12 protein-coding genes are annotated in these 13,152 nt (G+C 66.0%); 5 read left to right on the plus strand and 7 right to left on the minus strand.

Annotation, left to right across the window (positions count from 1 at the left end; all coding sequences use genetic code 11):
• Nucleotide 1 precedes the first annotated feature (1 nt).
• Nucleotides 2–1,687, plus strand: a complete 1,686-nt coding sequence (locus IM816_RS01385) for a methyl-accepting chemotaxis protein (RefSeq protein WP_250339486.1) — start codon at nucleotides 2–4, stop codon at nucleotides 1,685–1,687.
• Nucleotides 1,688–1,832: 145 nt separating this feature from the next.
• Nucleotides 1,833–4,283: a glucose/quinate/shikimate family membrane-bound PQQ-dependent dehydrogenase gene (locus IM816_RS01390; protein WP_250339487.1), complete on the plus strand. Its 2,451-nt coding sequence runs from the start codon at nucleotides 1,833–1,835 to the stop codon at nucleotides 4,281–4,283.
• Nucleotides 4,284–4,304: 21 nt separating this feature from the next.
• Here the strand turns inward: IM816_RS01390 and IM816_RS01395 are convergent, their stop codons facing one another.
• Both IM816_RS01395 and IM816_RS01400 read right to left on the minus strand, forming a co-directional pair.
• A complete protein-coding gene (locus tag IM816_RS01395) occupies nucleotides 4,305–5,513 on the minus strand; it encodes an MFS transporter (RefSeq protein ID WP_250339488.1) in 1,209 nt (402 codons plus the stop codon).
• An 80-nt stretch (nucleotides 5,514–5,593) separates the two neighbouring features.
• Nucleotides 5,594–6,088 carry a gluconokinase gene (locus tag IM816_RS01400; protein WP_250339489.1) on the minus strand — a complete coding sequence of 165 codons (495 nt, stop codon included), beginning with the start codon at nucleotides 6,086–6,088 and terminating at the stop codon, nucleotides 5,594–5,596.
• Between the two features lie 116 nt (nucleotides 6,089–6,204).
• Between IM816_RS01400 and ltaE the strand changes: the two genes are divergently transcribed.
• Nucleotides 6,205–7,218: a low-specificity L-threonine aldolase gene (gene ltaE / locus IM816_RS01405; RefSeq protein WP_250339490.1), complete on the plus strand. Its 1,014-nt coding sequence runs from the start codon at nucleotides 6,205–6,207 to the stop codon at nucleotides 7,216–7,218.
• Here ltaE and IM816_RS01410 read toward each other — a convergent pair.
• From IM816_RS01410 to IM816_RS01425, 4 genes are all read right to left on the minus strand, one after another.
• Nucleotides 7,212–8,027, minus strand: a complete 816-nt coding sequence (locus IM816_RS01410; protein WP_250339491.1) for an N-acetylmuramoyl-L-alanine amidase — start codon at nucleotides 8,025–8,027, stop codon at nucleotides 7,212–7,214. The genes ltaE and IM816_RS01410 overlap by 7 nt on opposite strands.
• Complete coding sequence (locus IM816_RS01415) at nucleotides 7,991–8,431, minus strand: hypothetical protein (RefSeq protein ID WP_250339492.1); 441 nt, start codon at nucleotides 8,429–8,431, stop codon at nucleotides 7,991–7,993. The genes IM816_RS01410 and IM816_RS01415 overlap by 37 nt, the downstream gene beginning before the upstream one ends.
• A gap of 90 nt (nucleotides 8,432–8,521) precedes the next feature.
• Complete coding sequence (gene zapE / locus IM816_RS01420) at nucleotides 8,522–9,637, minus strand: cell division protein ZapE (protein ID WP_250339493.1); 1,116 nt, start codon at nucleotides 9,635–9,637, stop codon at nucleotides 8,522–8,524.
• Nucleotides 9,634–10,284 carry an alpha/beta hydrolase gene (locus IM816_RS01425; protein ID WP_425602602.1) on the minus strand — a complete coding sequence of 217 codons (651 nt, stop codon included), beginning with the start codon at nucleotides 10,282–10,284 and terminating at the stop codon, nucleotides 9,634–9,636. Before IM816_RS01425 ends, zapE begins: the two co-directional genes overlap by 4 nt.
• Before the next feature lie 96 nt (nucleotides 10,285–10,380).
• Here IM816_RS01425 and IM816_RS01430 point away from each other — a divergent pair, with 96 nt between their 5' ends.
• On the plus strand, nucleotides 10,381–10,977 hold the full coding sequence (locus IM816_RS01430) for an acyl carrier protein phosphodiesterase (RefSeq protein ID WP_250339495.1): 597 nt from the start codon (nucleotides 10,381–10,383) through the stop codon (nucleotides 10,975–10,977).
• Here IM816_RS01430 and IM816_RS01435 read toward each other — a convergent pair.
• Nucleotides 10,970–11,467: a c-type cytochrome gene (locus IM816_RS01435; RefSeq protein WP_072324034.1), complete on the minus strand. Its 498-nt coding sequence runs from the start codon at nucleotides 11,465–11,467 to the stop codon at nucleotides 10,970–10,972. The two genes, IM816_RS01430 and IM816_RS01435, sit on opposite strands and share 8 nt — an antisense overlap.
• Nucleotides 11,468–11,843: 376 nt before the next feature.
• On the opposite strand from IM816_RS01435, the gene IM816_RS01440 reads away from it, so the two are divergent.
• Nucleotides 11,844–13,094 carry an efflux RND transporter periplasmic adaptor subunit gene (locus tag IM816_RS01440; protein WP_072323927.1) on the plus strand — a complete coding sequence of 417 codons (1,251 nt, stop codon included), beginning with the start codon at nucleotides 11,844–11,846 and terminating at the stop codon, nucleotides 13,092–13,094.
• Nucleotides 13,095–13,152: the final 58 nt, after the last annotated feature.

Raw genomic sequence — 13,152 nt, forward strand, 5'->3', positions numbered from 1 at the left:
AATGTCGGCGATAGAAAACTGGTTCGGGCGCACGCGGCTGAATACGCGGGTGTGGATGGTCATGGCGGTCGTCGTGCTGGGGCTCTTGTCGCAGACGATCATGTCGGCCGTCGACAGCCGTAAGGTGCAGATGCGCGAACTGCAGGACACACTCGAACAGCACGTGACGAGCGCCATCTCGATCGCCGATGCCTATCGAGTTCGGGCAGAGAAGGGCGAAATGAGCGATCTGGAAGCGCGGCTCGAAGCGCTGAAGATGATCGACGCCATGCGCTGGTCGGATAACTCCGGCTATATCTTCGCCTTCGATTCGTCGCTGACGATGCGCCTGCATCCGCTGCGTCATGGCGATATCGGCAAGGTCATTCGCGACGATACCGACGGCAAGGGCTTCCGGCATTACGAGGCCATGCTCAATGCGGATACGAAGGATGGCCACGGCCTGACGCGTTACACGCAGATCATGCCCAAGACGAAGGAGCTGCGGGACAAGATCAGCTATTCATCCTGGTACAAGCCCTGGGATCTGCATTTCATCACGGGCGCCTATTTCAACGACATCGATGCCGCTTTTACGGCGCAGCTCACGAGCGGCCTCATCAAGTCGGGCCTGATCGCGTTGCTGGCGCTGACGATCGTGTGGTTTTCGATGAGCAGCATCCGCGCCAGCGTGGGTGGCGAACCGCGTGACGCGGTAGACATCGCTGGCCGCATCGCAGGCGGCGATTTGCGCACGTCCTCGGCCGCGGACTATGCACCGGCCAGCCTGCTGGGTGCATTGGAGCGCATGCGCGGCACGCTCGCGTCCATCGTCACGCAGGTGCAGGACAGCGCGCACGTCGTGTCCACCACATCGGGACAGATTGCGCGTGGCAACGACGACCTGTCGCAGCGCACGCAGGAGCAGGCATCGAGCCTCGAAGAAACCGCGGCGTCGATGGAAGAAATGACCGCCACGGTCAAGCAGAACGCGGAGAACGCCGTAGCCGCCGATCGCCTCTCGCGACATGCGCGTGGCGAAGCGGAGAAGGGCGGCGCCGTGGTGAACGAGGCCATGAGCGCCATGCAACAGATCGGCGATTCCAGCCGTCGCATTGGCGACATCGTCGGCCTGATCGACGACATCGCGTTCCAGACCAACCTTCTCGCACTCAACGCCGCGGTGGAAGCGGCGCGGGCCGGCGAACAGGGCCGTGGCTTCGCGGTCGTGGCAGCGGAAGTGCGTCGCCTGGCGCAGTCCAGCGCGGCCGCGTCGCGCGACATCAAGCACCTCATCGCGGAAAGCAGCGAGCGGGTGGACGCAGGTACGACACTGGTCGAACAGTCGTCGGCCGCCCTGCGCGGTATCGTCGACAGCGTAAAGAAGGTGACGGACATCGTCGCCGAGATCGCTGCGGCGAGTGCCGAACAGTCCTCGGGCGTGGATCAGGTGAACCTCGCGATTGCGCAGATCGACCAGGTGACTCAGGAAAACGCCGCGCTGGTGGAAGAGGCCGCCGCGGCCGCCAAGTCCATGCAGGACCAGGCGAAGGCGTTGCACGAGCAGGTGGCGTTCTTCACCGTTGACGGCGGTCAGCGTCACGCGCCCGAACGCGCGCCGTCGCCGGACCGTGCCGCGCACGATCTTCGCTTCGGCCAGCGCACCGGTAGCACCGCGGATGCCGACGCCTGGGCCGAGTTCGCCTAAGGCGTCGTCCCTGGTTCAAAACGTGCGCGGCGCATTTTCTTGCGCCGCGCACGTCGCCTGAGTGGCGCCCCTCCACCTGCGATTCACGCCTGAACGGTCACCCTAAGAGGTACGGGGGAGGCCTTATGTCAGGAGAGTGGCCGCAGTGAAACGAGTCAGGAGATTCCACCCAGCGACGCTGATAACAGCGATCGTCTTCGCGCTGTTCGGCGGCGCTACCTTGCTGGGAGGCATATGGCTGGTCCATTTGGGCGGCTCTCCCTATTACCTCGCCGCCGGTGTGATCACGCTGCTGGTGGCGTTTTTGCTGCTGTTCCATTCGCGCGCCGCGGTACCGCTCTACGCCTTGCTGCTGATCGGCACGGCGGCGTGGTCGGTGTGGGAAGTGCATCTCGACTGGTGGCAACTGCTACCGCGCCTCGACATCTGGTTCGCCCTCGGTCTTTGGCTGTTGCTGCCGTGGCCGCGGCGTGGCTTGAACCGCCGCTACCTCCACGAGACCGCGCGCGGTACAGGCGGCGGCTTCCTGTTCGTGGCGTTGTTGATCGTCGCTGCGGTCGGTGTCGCCGGCGCCTTGCACAAGGACCATGACGTCCGAGGCGATCTGCCGATGGACGAAGTGGCGGGCCCGCAGGGCGATCGCGCGCTTCGCCCCGATGCCGACTGGACCGACTACGGCGGTTCGCCCTATGGGCAGCGCTACTCGCCGCTCAAGCAGATCACGCCCGACAACGTGGGCCAGTTGAAGGTCGCGTGGAAGATTCAGACAGGCGACCTGCCCGGACCGGACGATCCGACCGAGACGACTGACGAGAACACGCCGCTCAAGATCGGCGACACCGTGTACCTGTGCACGCCGCACAGCCGTGTGATCGCCGTGGATGCGGCGACCGGACAGAAGCGCTGGGAGTTCGATCCGAAGCTGCAGAGCCCGGTCGGTTTCAAGCATTGGGAACACATGACCTGCCGTGGCGTGTCGTATCACGACGATGCGAAATACGCAGCCGCCACGCCTGCCGCGGCAGCGACGACTGCTCTGCCGGCAGCATCCGCCACCGTCGCGCCGACGCCCACCGCGATCGCCGCCACGACATGCCCGCGGCGCCTGTTCCTGCCCACGGCGGATGCGCGCCTGATCGCCCTCGACGCCGATACGGGCAAGCCGTGCGATGACTTCGGCGATCACGGCACGGTCAACCTGCGGACGAACATCGGTCCGTTCACGCCGGGTGGCTACTACTCCACCTCGCCTCCGGCGGTGACGAAGGATCTCGTCATCATCGGCGGCCACGTCACCGACAACGAATCGACGAACGAGCCGTCCGGCGTCATCCGAGCCTACGACGTGCACGACGGTCACCTCGTGTGGAACTGGGACCCCGGCAAGCCGGATGACACCGCACCGATCGGACCGGATGGCGTGTACACGCGCAACTCGCCCAACGTGTGGTCGGTCTTCAGCGTGGACGAGAACCTCGGCATCCTCTACCTGCCGATGGGCAACCAGACGCCCGATCAGTTCGGTGGCGGACGCACGCCCACGTCGGAGAAATATGGCGCGGGCATCGTGGCGCTCGATATCGCCACCGGCAAGGTGAAGTGGAACTACCAGTTCACCCACCACGATCTGTGGGACATGGACGTGGGTGGCCAGCCGACGCTCATGGATCTGCAGACTGCCGACGGCATGAAGCCCGCGGTCATCGCTTCCACCAAGCAGGGCAGCATCTACGTGCTCGATCGCCGCGATGGCACACCGATCGTGCCGATCCGCGAGGTGCCGCGTCCGCAGGGTGCCGTGCCGGGCGACCACACCGCGCCGACTCAGCCGCTGTCCGATCTCAATTTCGCGCCGCCGGACGTGCGCGAAAAGGACATGTGGGGCACCACACCGCTCGACCAGCTCTGGTGCCGCGTGCGCTTCCGCTCGCTGCGCTACGACGGCATGTTCACCCCGCCGTCGGAGCAGGGCTCGCTGGTGTTCCCGGGCAATTTCGGCGTGTTCGACTGGGGCGGTGTGTCGGTGGACCCGAGTCGCCAGTTGATGCTCATCAACCCGAGCTACATGGCGTTCCAGTCGCGGCTGATTCCGAAGGACGTGCTTGCGAAGATGGAAGTCGGGCCCGCGAAGAGCGAGACCGAAGGCGTGAAGAAGGCCGAAGGTATTCCTTACGGCATCGAGCTTTCGCCGTTCCTCTCGCCGCTGGGCATTCCCTGCCAGGCGCCACCGTGGGGCTATGTGGCCGGTGTGGACCTGCGCACCGGCAAGATGATGTGGCGGCACAAGAACGGCACGATCGTGGATAGTGCGCCGTTGCCGATCCCGATGCCGCTGGGCGTACCCAGCCTCGGCGGCATGCTCACCACGGCAGGCGGTGTCACCTTCCTCTCGGGCACCCTGGACTACTACCTGCGTGGCTACGACGTGCGCACCGGCAAGAAGCTGTTCGAAGCGCGTCTTCCGGCGGGTGGTCAGGCGACGCCGATGAGTTACGCCGACAGCACCGGTCGTCAGTACATCCTGGTGACAGCTGGCGGCCACGGTTCGCTGGGCACGAAGCAAGGCGACTGGGTTATCGCCTACACGCTGCCCTAGGGCAGGGTCACGACGCGGCGCCTACGAGCGCCGCGTCGTGTTCGGAAGCAAGGCGGCCAGCAGGCCGATCAATGGCAGGAAGGCGCATATCTGGTAGACCGCCTCGATACCGATGTGATCGGCCAGTTCACCGAGCACGGCGGCGCCAAGGCCGCCCATACCGAACGAAAAGCCAAAGAACAGACCGGAGATCATGCCAACCTTGCCCGGTACCAGTTCCTGCGCGAACACGACGATCGCGGGAAACGCGGAGGCCAGGATCAAGCCGATGGCGATGGTGAGGGGCGCGGTCCAGAACAGACTCGCGTGCGGCAGCATCAGGGTGAACGGCAGCGTGCCGAGAATCGAGAACCAGATGACGCGCTTGCGACCGAAGCGGTCGCCGACCGGCCCGCCGAGTACCGTGCCCACGGCAACGGCGCCGAGAAACAGGAACAAGTGGTACTGCGCGTTCTCCACCGACACGCCGAAGCGGTGGATGAGATAGAAAGTGAAGTAACTCGTCAGACTGGCGAGATAGACGTACTTCGAGAAGATCAGGGCCAGCAGTACGGCGATGCCGCGACGTGCCTCGGCACTCGCGGGTGGGGTGTCGCGCTGCTTTGCCCCGGACTGGGCGAGACGCGGTAGCCCATAGTGCCGATACCACTGACCGACCTGCCACAGAATTGCGCACGAGAGCAGCGCGAGCAGCGCGAAGAACGCGAGGCTCGACTGGCCCCAACGCACGACGACGAGTGCCGCGGCAAGCGGACCCAGCGCCTGCCCTGCGTTGCCGCCGACCTGGAACAGCGACTGGGCGAGACCATGCCGGCCGCCCGATGCCATGCGCGCCACGCGCGATGATTCCGGGTGAAAAACCGACGAACCCATGCCCAACAAAGCCGCACCGGCAAGCAGAACGGGATAGGCGTGCGCTCGCGACAGCACGAGCAGCCCGGCGAGCGAGAACAGCGTGCCGCCCGGCAAGGCCAGCGGTGTGGGGCGGCGGTCCGCGTAAAGACCGACCAGTGGTTGCAGAATCGAGGCGGTGATCTGGTAGGTGAGGGTGATGAGACCCACCTGACCGAAGTCGAGCTGGAAGTCCGCCTTGAGCCCCGGATAGATCGCCGGAAGCAGCGACTGCATCATGTCGTTGAGCAGGTGGCAAAAGCTGATCGCGAAGAGCACGCTGAACACGGTCGTGTCCGCGCGACGGCCGTCCAACGCCGCGTCGACGGGGGCTTGCATGGGCGTTCCTGAAAGCTCGGGGGAGCGAATATGAGAACACGGTGTGAGCGGCGGGGCCACCCACACCGCTCACCGTGGCCTCAGGCCGAGCAGTTCGCGCGAATGATCGATGCCACCGCTTCAGCCGGCGGCAGTGCCACGTCGACCCGCAGGGCTTCGTCCTCGGTAGGTTCCTCGAGGGTCGCCAACTGGCTGTCGAGGAGACGCGGGTCGAAGAAGTGGCCACTACGATGGCCTAGGCGTTCGGCCAGGAGTTCGCGTGGCGCACGCAGATAGACGAAACGTACGTCGTCGTGCCCGCTCCGCAAGAAATCGCGATAACGCCGCTTCAACGCCGAGCAGGCCAGCACCAACGAGTCACCGGCTTCGCGATGGCGATCCATTTCCGCCACGATGGCTTCAAGCCACGGCTGTCGGTCTGCGTCATCCAACGGCACGCCCGCGGCCATCTTCGCGCGGTTGGCTTCCGGATGCAGGCTGTCGCCGTCGACGAACGGGATGCCGAGGCGCGTGGCCAGACCTTCGCCGATCGTGCTTTTGCCGCTGCCGGAGACGCCCATGACGATGGTAATCATGCGGGAGAGCATGCCGCGAAAAAGGGCATGGAATCGTGAACGGCGTAGCGGCATCGCGAGCGGGCGGGCGTGTCGCGTACCATGCCTCGTCCTCTTTCAAGCGATGCGATGCGACCATGCAGACGATCGACCTGCGCAGCGATACCGTGACCCGGCCCACCGATGCCATGCGCGAAGCGATGCTGCGTGCGCCGGTAGGCGATGACGTGTACGGCGAAGACCCGACGGTCAATGCCTTGCAGGAACGCCTGGCCGCCGACCTCGGTTTCGCGGCGGCGCTGTTCGTCCCCACGGGCACGCAGAGCAACCTGCTGGCGCTGATGAGTCACTGCGAGCGCGGCGACGAATACATCGTAGGTGCCGACGCACACACGTACCGCTTCGAGGGCGGTGGCGCGGCGGTGCTCGGTTCCATCCAGCCGCAGCCGATTCCGCAGGAGGCGGACGGTACGCTGCCGTTGGACAAGGTCGAAGCCGCGATCAAGCCGATCGATCCGCATTTCGCGCGATCCCGCCTGCTCGCCCTGGAGAACACCTGGCACGGTCGTCCCTTGCCGTTCGATTACCTGGGTAAGGCGCGCGAACTCGCGAGCCGCCGTGGTCTCGGGTTCCATCTGGATGGCGCGCGCCTGTTCAACGCCGCGGTGGCCTATGGACGGCCGGCACGCGACGTCGTGGCCGGGTTCGACAGCGTGTCGGTCTGCTTCTCCAAGGGCCTTGGCGCACCGGTGGGCTCCGTCCTGTTGGGCAGCACGGACCTGATCGAGCGGGCCAAGCGCTGGCGCAAGGTGGCCGGCGGCGGCTGGCGTCAGGCGGGCATGCTCGCCGCGGCAGCGCTGCATGCGCTGGATCACCACGTGGCGCGCCTCGCCGAAGACCATGCGCGTGCGGCCCGTCTCGCGGAGGGGCTGGGCACCATCGACGGTCTCACCGTGAAGGGCTGCCATACGAACATGGTGTTCGTGGACGTACCGGCGGCGCGGCTGGCCGATCTTGCCACGCACACGGCGGCGCACGGCGTGCGCCTGAGCATCGGTTACCTGCCGTCGATCCGGCTGGTGACGCACCTCGACGTGGACGATGCGGCGATCGAGCGCACGATCGCCGCGTTCGCGTCGTTTGCCTACTGACGCGGCGCCATCAGCTTGCGCTGCAGCGAATAGAGGATCGCGGCGTCGGTGTTGTCGAGCGTGTCGGTTTCCATGGCCCGGTAATGGCGATGGAAGGCGATGATGGCGCTGCGCGGATTGGAGACGTCATAGCCCACCAGGCGCATCGCCGCGAGGCTGTCGAAACCGGGCGGGGCGGGGATCAGCGTGGCGTCGGGCCAGAGGCCGAAACCGTAGCGAGCGAGGGTGGCCCAAGGAAACTTGACGCTCGGGTCGTTCTTGCGACCCGGCGCAATGTCGCCATGACCGACCACCGCTTCGCGGGGTATGCCAAGTCGTGAGGTCAGATCGGCGAGCAGCCGCACCAGCGCCTGGATCTGCGGCTCGGTGAAAGGCGACTCGCCATCGTTATCGATCTCGATGCCGATCGACGACGAGTTGAGATCCGAGATGCCGGCCCAGTGCGACGCGCCTGCGTGCCACGCGCGATCGCCGTCGTCCACGAGCTGATCGATGCGGCCATCGGCTTCCACGAGATAGTGCGCGCTCACCTGGCCTTCGCTGTTGCGTGTGCGCAGCACGTGCAGCGCCTCTGCCGCATTGCCGATGGACGTGTGGTGCAACACGATGATCTGCGCCTTGCGCGCGTTGTAGTTCGGCGAGGGCGTCCAGTGCGCGAGCGAGCTGCGTTGCGGCGGCACGCGCGGTGCAGTGGCGCATGCCGCCAGCAGAACCATGGCAACCGCGCCGGTCACGATGCCGGCGCGGCGGGCAGCCCTGCCGAGGTGCGTGATCATTCGACGCGGAAGTCGCTGCTGGTGCTGACCCATGCGATCTCGTTCCCGACTTCGCCGATATCGTCCTGCGATGCCACCACGATCTGCAGATCGACGCAATCGTGGCCTTCGGAGAGCCATTCGGTTTTTTCCAGCGCCATGCCCTTGCGCGTCAGTTCGGCACGCAAGGTATCCATGTCGGTGTCGCGCAGTTCGATGCCGTCGTGGACCAGCTTGCCCCTCAACACTTCGATGTCGCAGAGCTTGTCGTCTAGAAAGCGCAGGCGCAGCCACTCGGCACCTTCGGCATCGGCGTATTCGTCTTCGTCGTCCCACATCGAATCGCCGCCGGGCTTCCAGTCGAGCTGGTTGCGCAGCTTGGCGCGTGGCATGCCGAAGAAGATGTCGGTATGACCGCGGCGGATGCCGCGACCCGGGACCAGCTCGAATTGTTCCATGGCGTAACCTCGTCTGATGGCGCGGGAAGCCCGCTCGATTAGCTTGCGGGGCGGCGGAAAAAGCGGCAGCCGGCTCCCTCCACCGTCTGTTCAGGGTTTATGGTCACGGCCGAGGTAGTCCTCGCTCTGCATCTCGATGAGTCGCGACTCGGTGCGACCGAACTCGGCGCGTACCTTGGCGCCGTCGTAAAGCTCGGTGATCGGCGCGGCGGCCGATATCACGAGCTTCACCTGGCGATCGTAGAACTCGTCCACGAGGAGCACGAAGCGCTTGGCCTCGTTCTCGGAGTAGACAGTGAATTGGGGCACGTTGGACAGGATGACCGCCGGATAGGCCTTGGCCAGTTCGATGTAGTCGGCGACAGCGCGCGGCCCTTCGCACAGGGCCGGGAAATCGAACCAGACAATGTTCTCTGCCCGCTTGCGCACCGCGACCTCGCGGCCGCTGAGATCCATGGTGCCGCCTTCCACGACGTCGCCCTGCGCTTGCGCGACGAAGATCTTCGCCAGCGAGCGCTCCGCTTCCGCGCCGGGTGGTACGAGGTATACCGAAGCCTGGCTCAGCGCGCGCAGGCGCCAATCGCGCGGCGAGATCATTTCGTGAACCACGCAGTGCTTCTCGATCGCGGCGATCGCGGGCAGGAAGCGGGCGCGCTGGAGGCCGTCCTTGTAGAGGCCCTGCGGCGGCGTGTTGGAGGTGGTCACGAGGGTGACGCCGCGTGCGAACAGCCCGTCGAGCAAGCCGGCGAGAATCATTGCGTCGCCGATGTCCGAGACCAGAAATTCGTCCAGGCAGAGCACGCGGCACTTCGCCGCCAGTCGTTCCGCCACTTCGTCCAGGGGGTTCTGACGCTCGCCCAGTTCGCGCAGCATCGCGTGCACTTCGAGCATGAAGCGGTGGAAGTGACGGCGCAGCGCGAGGCCGGGCGCCAGGCTCGAGACGAACAGGTCCATCAGGAAGGTCTTGCCGCGGCCGACGCTACCCCACAGGTAGAGGCCGGGTACTGCGGTGCGCGGCTCGTTGCCGAGCATGCTGCGCAGGCGACCGAACAGGCCACCGACCTGGGCTGGTTGTGGTGCGCACAATGCGGCGTGCAGGCGGTCGAACTCTGCGATTACCGGCAACTGGGCCGGGTCGGACTCCCAGCGGTGGCCCGCGATGCCGTCCCGGTAGCGTTCGCCGGGCGTCGATTCCGAACAGTTCATGCCGTGCGCGGTCCCGGCAGCCAATCCTTGACGGCGTTCTTGATCGCCCCGCGCAGATCCATGAGCCGGCGATGGAAGAAATGGCTGGTGTCTTCCATCCGGACCAGTTGCGGCTTGCGGCCTTCCGGAAGGCCATCGATCCAGTCGTAGACGGCCTGCGGCTCTACGATCTCGTCCGCGTCGCCCATCACGACGAGCCAGTGGCACGACGGCAGCTCGATCGGTCCGAAATCCCAGCCGCGACCGGCCGCTGGCGGCGCAATGCTGATGAGCGCGGCGGCATCCAGGCGCACGGCGTTGCGCAGGGTGACGTAGCTGCCGAAGGAGAAGCCGGCCAGCCACAGTGCGGCGGTGGGGCTTGTCTTGCGTGCCCAGGCCACCACGGCGGCGAGGTCGTCGCTTTCACCCTGCCCGTGGTCGAAGGTGCCTTCAGAGTGGCCAACGCCGCGGAAGTTGAAGATGACCGTGTCGACGCCCGACTCGCGCAGCGAGCGCTCGATCATCGTCACCACCTTGTTGCGCATGCTGCCGCCGTCGGTGGAGAGTGGGTGGCAGATCACGGCGATGGCGTTGCGGGCCACGTCAGGCGCGGCGGCGTGCGCTTCGCATTCGAGCTTGCCCGCGGGGCCGTCGAGCGCGAAGCTCATGCTCTCGTCCGGAAAGCTTTCCGGCGCTGTAGGTAGAAGATCGTTCATGTCCGTCATGATACCCGCTGGCCGTATGCCTCGCGGCGGGGCCGCGCGATGAACGTCCTCGCGCATGCCTTGCTGGCCGGCCACGATCCGGCGTTGCGCCTGGGTGGTGTGATGGGCGATTTCGTCAGGGGAACGCCCGATCCCTCGTTGCCGTCGCGGGTGCGCGACGGCATCCGCCTGCATCGCGCCATCGACGTTTTCACTGACGCGCATCCGGAGGTGGCTGCGGCGCGAGAGCGGCTGCCAGCCCCGTTCCGCCGCTATGCCGGCATCCTGCTCGACGTTTGGTTCGATCATCTGCTGGCGCGCGATTTTCCGGCATGGAGCGACGTGCCGCTGGCGACCTTCTCCAACGGACTGCGCGGCGAGATGCACTCGGCAGCGCCCTTGTTGCCCGACGGCCTGAAGCGTTTTCTTGCCTACATGGAGAGGCACGACCTGCCGGCGGGCTATGCCCGGATCGAGCGCGTGGAAGGGGCATTCGCGGGGATATCGCAGCGGTTGTCGCGAGCGAACCCCGTCGCGGACGGGGTACCGGTGCTGGTCGCGCAGGCCAGCGCGCTCGAAGATGCCTTTGCCCGATTCTTTCCCGACCTGCGCGCGTTCGCGGCAGGCTGGGTGGCGGAGCGCGACGCGCTTACTTGACCTGATCGGCCATCCACTTGACGGTGTTGCTCACCTGCTCGTCGGTCAGGGCAGGATTGCCGCCCTTGGCCGGCATGTGGTTGCCGTCCGGACCGTTATAGCCTTCGATCGCGTGCTTGGTCAGGGTGGCAATGCCCTGAGCGATGCGCGCCGACCATGCTGCCTTGTCGCCCAGCTTGGGCGCCCCGGCCACGCCTGCCGTGTGGCAGCTATGGCAGAGGTTGTCGTAGATCGTCTTGCCGTCGGTGCTGCCGCCGTAGGCGACCTGCGAGGCGGCGGCCTTGGCGGCGGCTTCCTGGGCGGCCAGCATGGCTGCGCGGCCGGTGTCGCCGGCATAGACGCCGCCCACCGGCGCGATGCGCGCCTCGGTCCGCTTGGCTACGGCCGGGTCCTGCTCCTTCGGAATGTGGCTGTAGATGGTGTATGCGATCACCATCAACATCACGGCCAACACGCTCAGGCCGGCGGTCAGCCACGAGAACTGACGCATGAAGTTCTGGTCGGACTTGCTCGGAGAACCGCTCACGCATTGACTCCACTGATTTTGGGTGGGCCGTCCCCCTCCCCGGGTTCCGGCTGCCTGCCGGCCGTCAGGGAGTCTCCCCAAGCGGCGTCGAACTTCAGGAGTATAACGGAACCTCCGCGCGAGTCAGCGGTCTGCCGTCCGCTCCAAAACGGGCGGTCCGCAGGCGGGAGACATGCCGTCAGTCATGCTGTACCCCTGTCAACCGGCATTGTTCAATGCCGTTCCCCTACACCTATATTGGCGCCGTCCTAAGGTTCATGTCGGCGAGGTATAACCCCTCGCGGCGCAAGGCGCATCGGTCGGACCCGGTCTCCGGCCGTTATTCATCTGGGAGTGTTGCATGTCGCGTTTTTGGAAGATCGCGCTGGCCGTCATCGTTGTTGTGGTGATCGCGGGCATTTTCATCGTTCCCCGTCTGGGCGGCCATGGCGGCGCCAACGGGCAGGCCGGCAAGGCCAATGGCGATGGGCAGGGTACGGACCAGCCACCGGTGCCCGTCACGGTCGTGCCTGTGGTCGCCCAGGATGTCCCCGTCTACCTCACGGCCACCGGTACCGCGCAGGCGCGTAATTCGGTGGTCGTACGACCCCAGGTCGGCGGCCAGCTCATGAAGCTCAACTTCCAGGAAGGCCAGGAAGTGAAGGCCGGTGACGTGATCGCGGAGATCGACCCGCGCACGATCCAGTCGCAGTACGACCAGGCCGTGGCGAAGCTGCGCCAGGACCAGGCGGCTGTCGCCACGGCGAAGAACAACCTCGAGCGTTCGCAGAACCTGGTCAGCAAGGGCGGCCAGCAGTATGTGTCCAAGCAGGATCTGGACAACCTCAAGAACACGCTCGATCAGGCTAACGCCGCAGTGGCCGCGGACCAGGGTTCGATCCGCGCCTCGCAGGTGCAGTTGGGCTTTACCAAGGTGATCGCACCGATCACCGGTCTTGCCGGCATCCGCGCCGTCGACGTCGGCAACATCGTGGCCACGGGCGACACGATCGTGACGTTGACCGAGGTCCACCCGATCTACGTGACGTTCAACCTGCCCGAGAAGAACCTCGATCTCGTCCGCACCTCCATCCGCGAGCAGGGCGACACGCCCCTGCTGGTCGATGCGCTGGACCGCATCGATGCGCATGTGGTGTCCACCGGCCACCTCGACGTCATCGACAACACGATCGACACCACCACGGGCACGTTCCGCCTGCGTGCGCTGTTCGACAACCAGAACACCGAGCTGTGGCCCGGCCAGTTCGTCAATGCGCGCCTCAAGGTCCGTACCGTGAAGAACGGCCTCGTGGTTCCCGCGCAGGCGGTGCAACGTGGCCCGGATGGCGACTACGTGTACCTCGTGCAGGGCGACAACACGGTCAAGATGCAGCCCGTGGAAACCGCGACCGAAGTCGGCGACAGCCACGTGCTGATCGGCAAGGGCCTCAAGCTGGGCGAAAAGGTCGTCACCGAAGGCCAGTTCCGCCTGAAGCCGGGTTCCAAGGTGCAGCCGCTGGCCCCGGGCCAGGTACCGGCCGCGCCGACGGCGGAAGAATTGCAGAAGGCCAAGCAGGGCCAGCAGGGCAAGGGCGGACGCCGGGGCGGCTGACGATGCACGGCGCGCCCACGACGGGCGCGCCGGCCACGGACCGCAAGGTCCCGACACC

The organism is Luteibacter flocculans (genome assembly GCF_023612255.1).
GTDB lineage: Bacteria > Pseudomonadota > Gammaproteobacteria > Xanthomonadales > Rhodanobacteraceae > Luteibacter > Luteibacter flocculans.

What these genes read in the sequence shown, in the direction of transcription:
- IM816_RS01415 (WP_250339492.1), bottom strand. Translation starts at nt 8,431, where the DNA reads ATGGAACAATTCGAGCTGGTCCCGGGTCGCGGCATCCGCCGCGGTCAT.
- ltaE (WP_250339490.1), top strand. Translation starts at nt 6,205, where the DNA reads ATGCAGACGATCGACCTGCGCAGCGATACCGTGACCCGGCCCACCGAT.
- IM816_RS01410 (WP_250339491.1), bottom strand. Translation starts at nt 8,027, where the DNA reads ATGGGTCAGCACCAGCAGCGACTTCCGCGTCGAATGATCACGCACCTC.
- IM816_RS01425 (WP_425602602.1), bottom strand. Translation starts at nt 10,284, where the DNA reads ATGAGCTTCGCGCTCGACGGCCCCGCGGGCAAGCTCGAATGCGAAGCG.
- zapE (WP_250339493.1), bottom strand. Translation starts at nt 9,637, where the DNA reads ATGAACTGTTCGGAATCGACGCCCGGCGAACGCTACCGGGACGGCATC.
- IM816_RS01385 (WP_250339486.1), top strand. Translation starts at nt 2, where the DNA reads ATGTCGGCGATAGAAAACTGGTTCGGGCGCACGCGGCTGAATACGCGG.
- IM816_RS01440 (WP_072323927.1), top strand. Translation starts at nt 11,844, where the DNA reads ATGTCGCGTTTTTGGAAGATCGCGCTGGCCGTCATCGTTGTTGTGGTG.
- IM816_RS01395 (WP_250339488.1), bottom strand. Translation starts at nt 5,513, where the DNA reads ATGCAAGCCCCCGTCGACGCGGCGTTGGACGGCCGTCGCGCGGACACG.
- IM816_RS01430 (WP_250339495.1), top strand. Translation starts at nt 10,381, where the DNA reads ATGAACGTCCTCGCGCATGCCTTGCTGGCCGGCCACGATCCGGCGTTG.
- IM816_RS01400 (WP_250339489.1), bottom strand. Translation starts at nt 6,088, where the DNA reads ATGATTACCATCGTCATGGGCGTCTCCGGCAGCGGCAAAAGCACGATC.
- IM816_RS01435 (WP_072324034.1), bottom strand. Translation starts at nt 11,467, where the DNA reads ATGCGTCAGTTCTCGTGGCTGACCGCCGGCCTGAGCGTGTTGGCCGTG.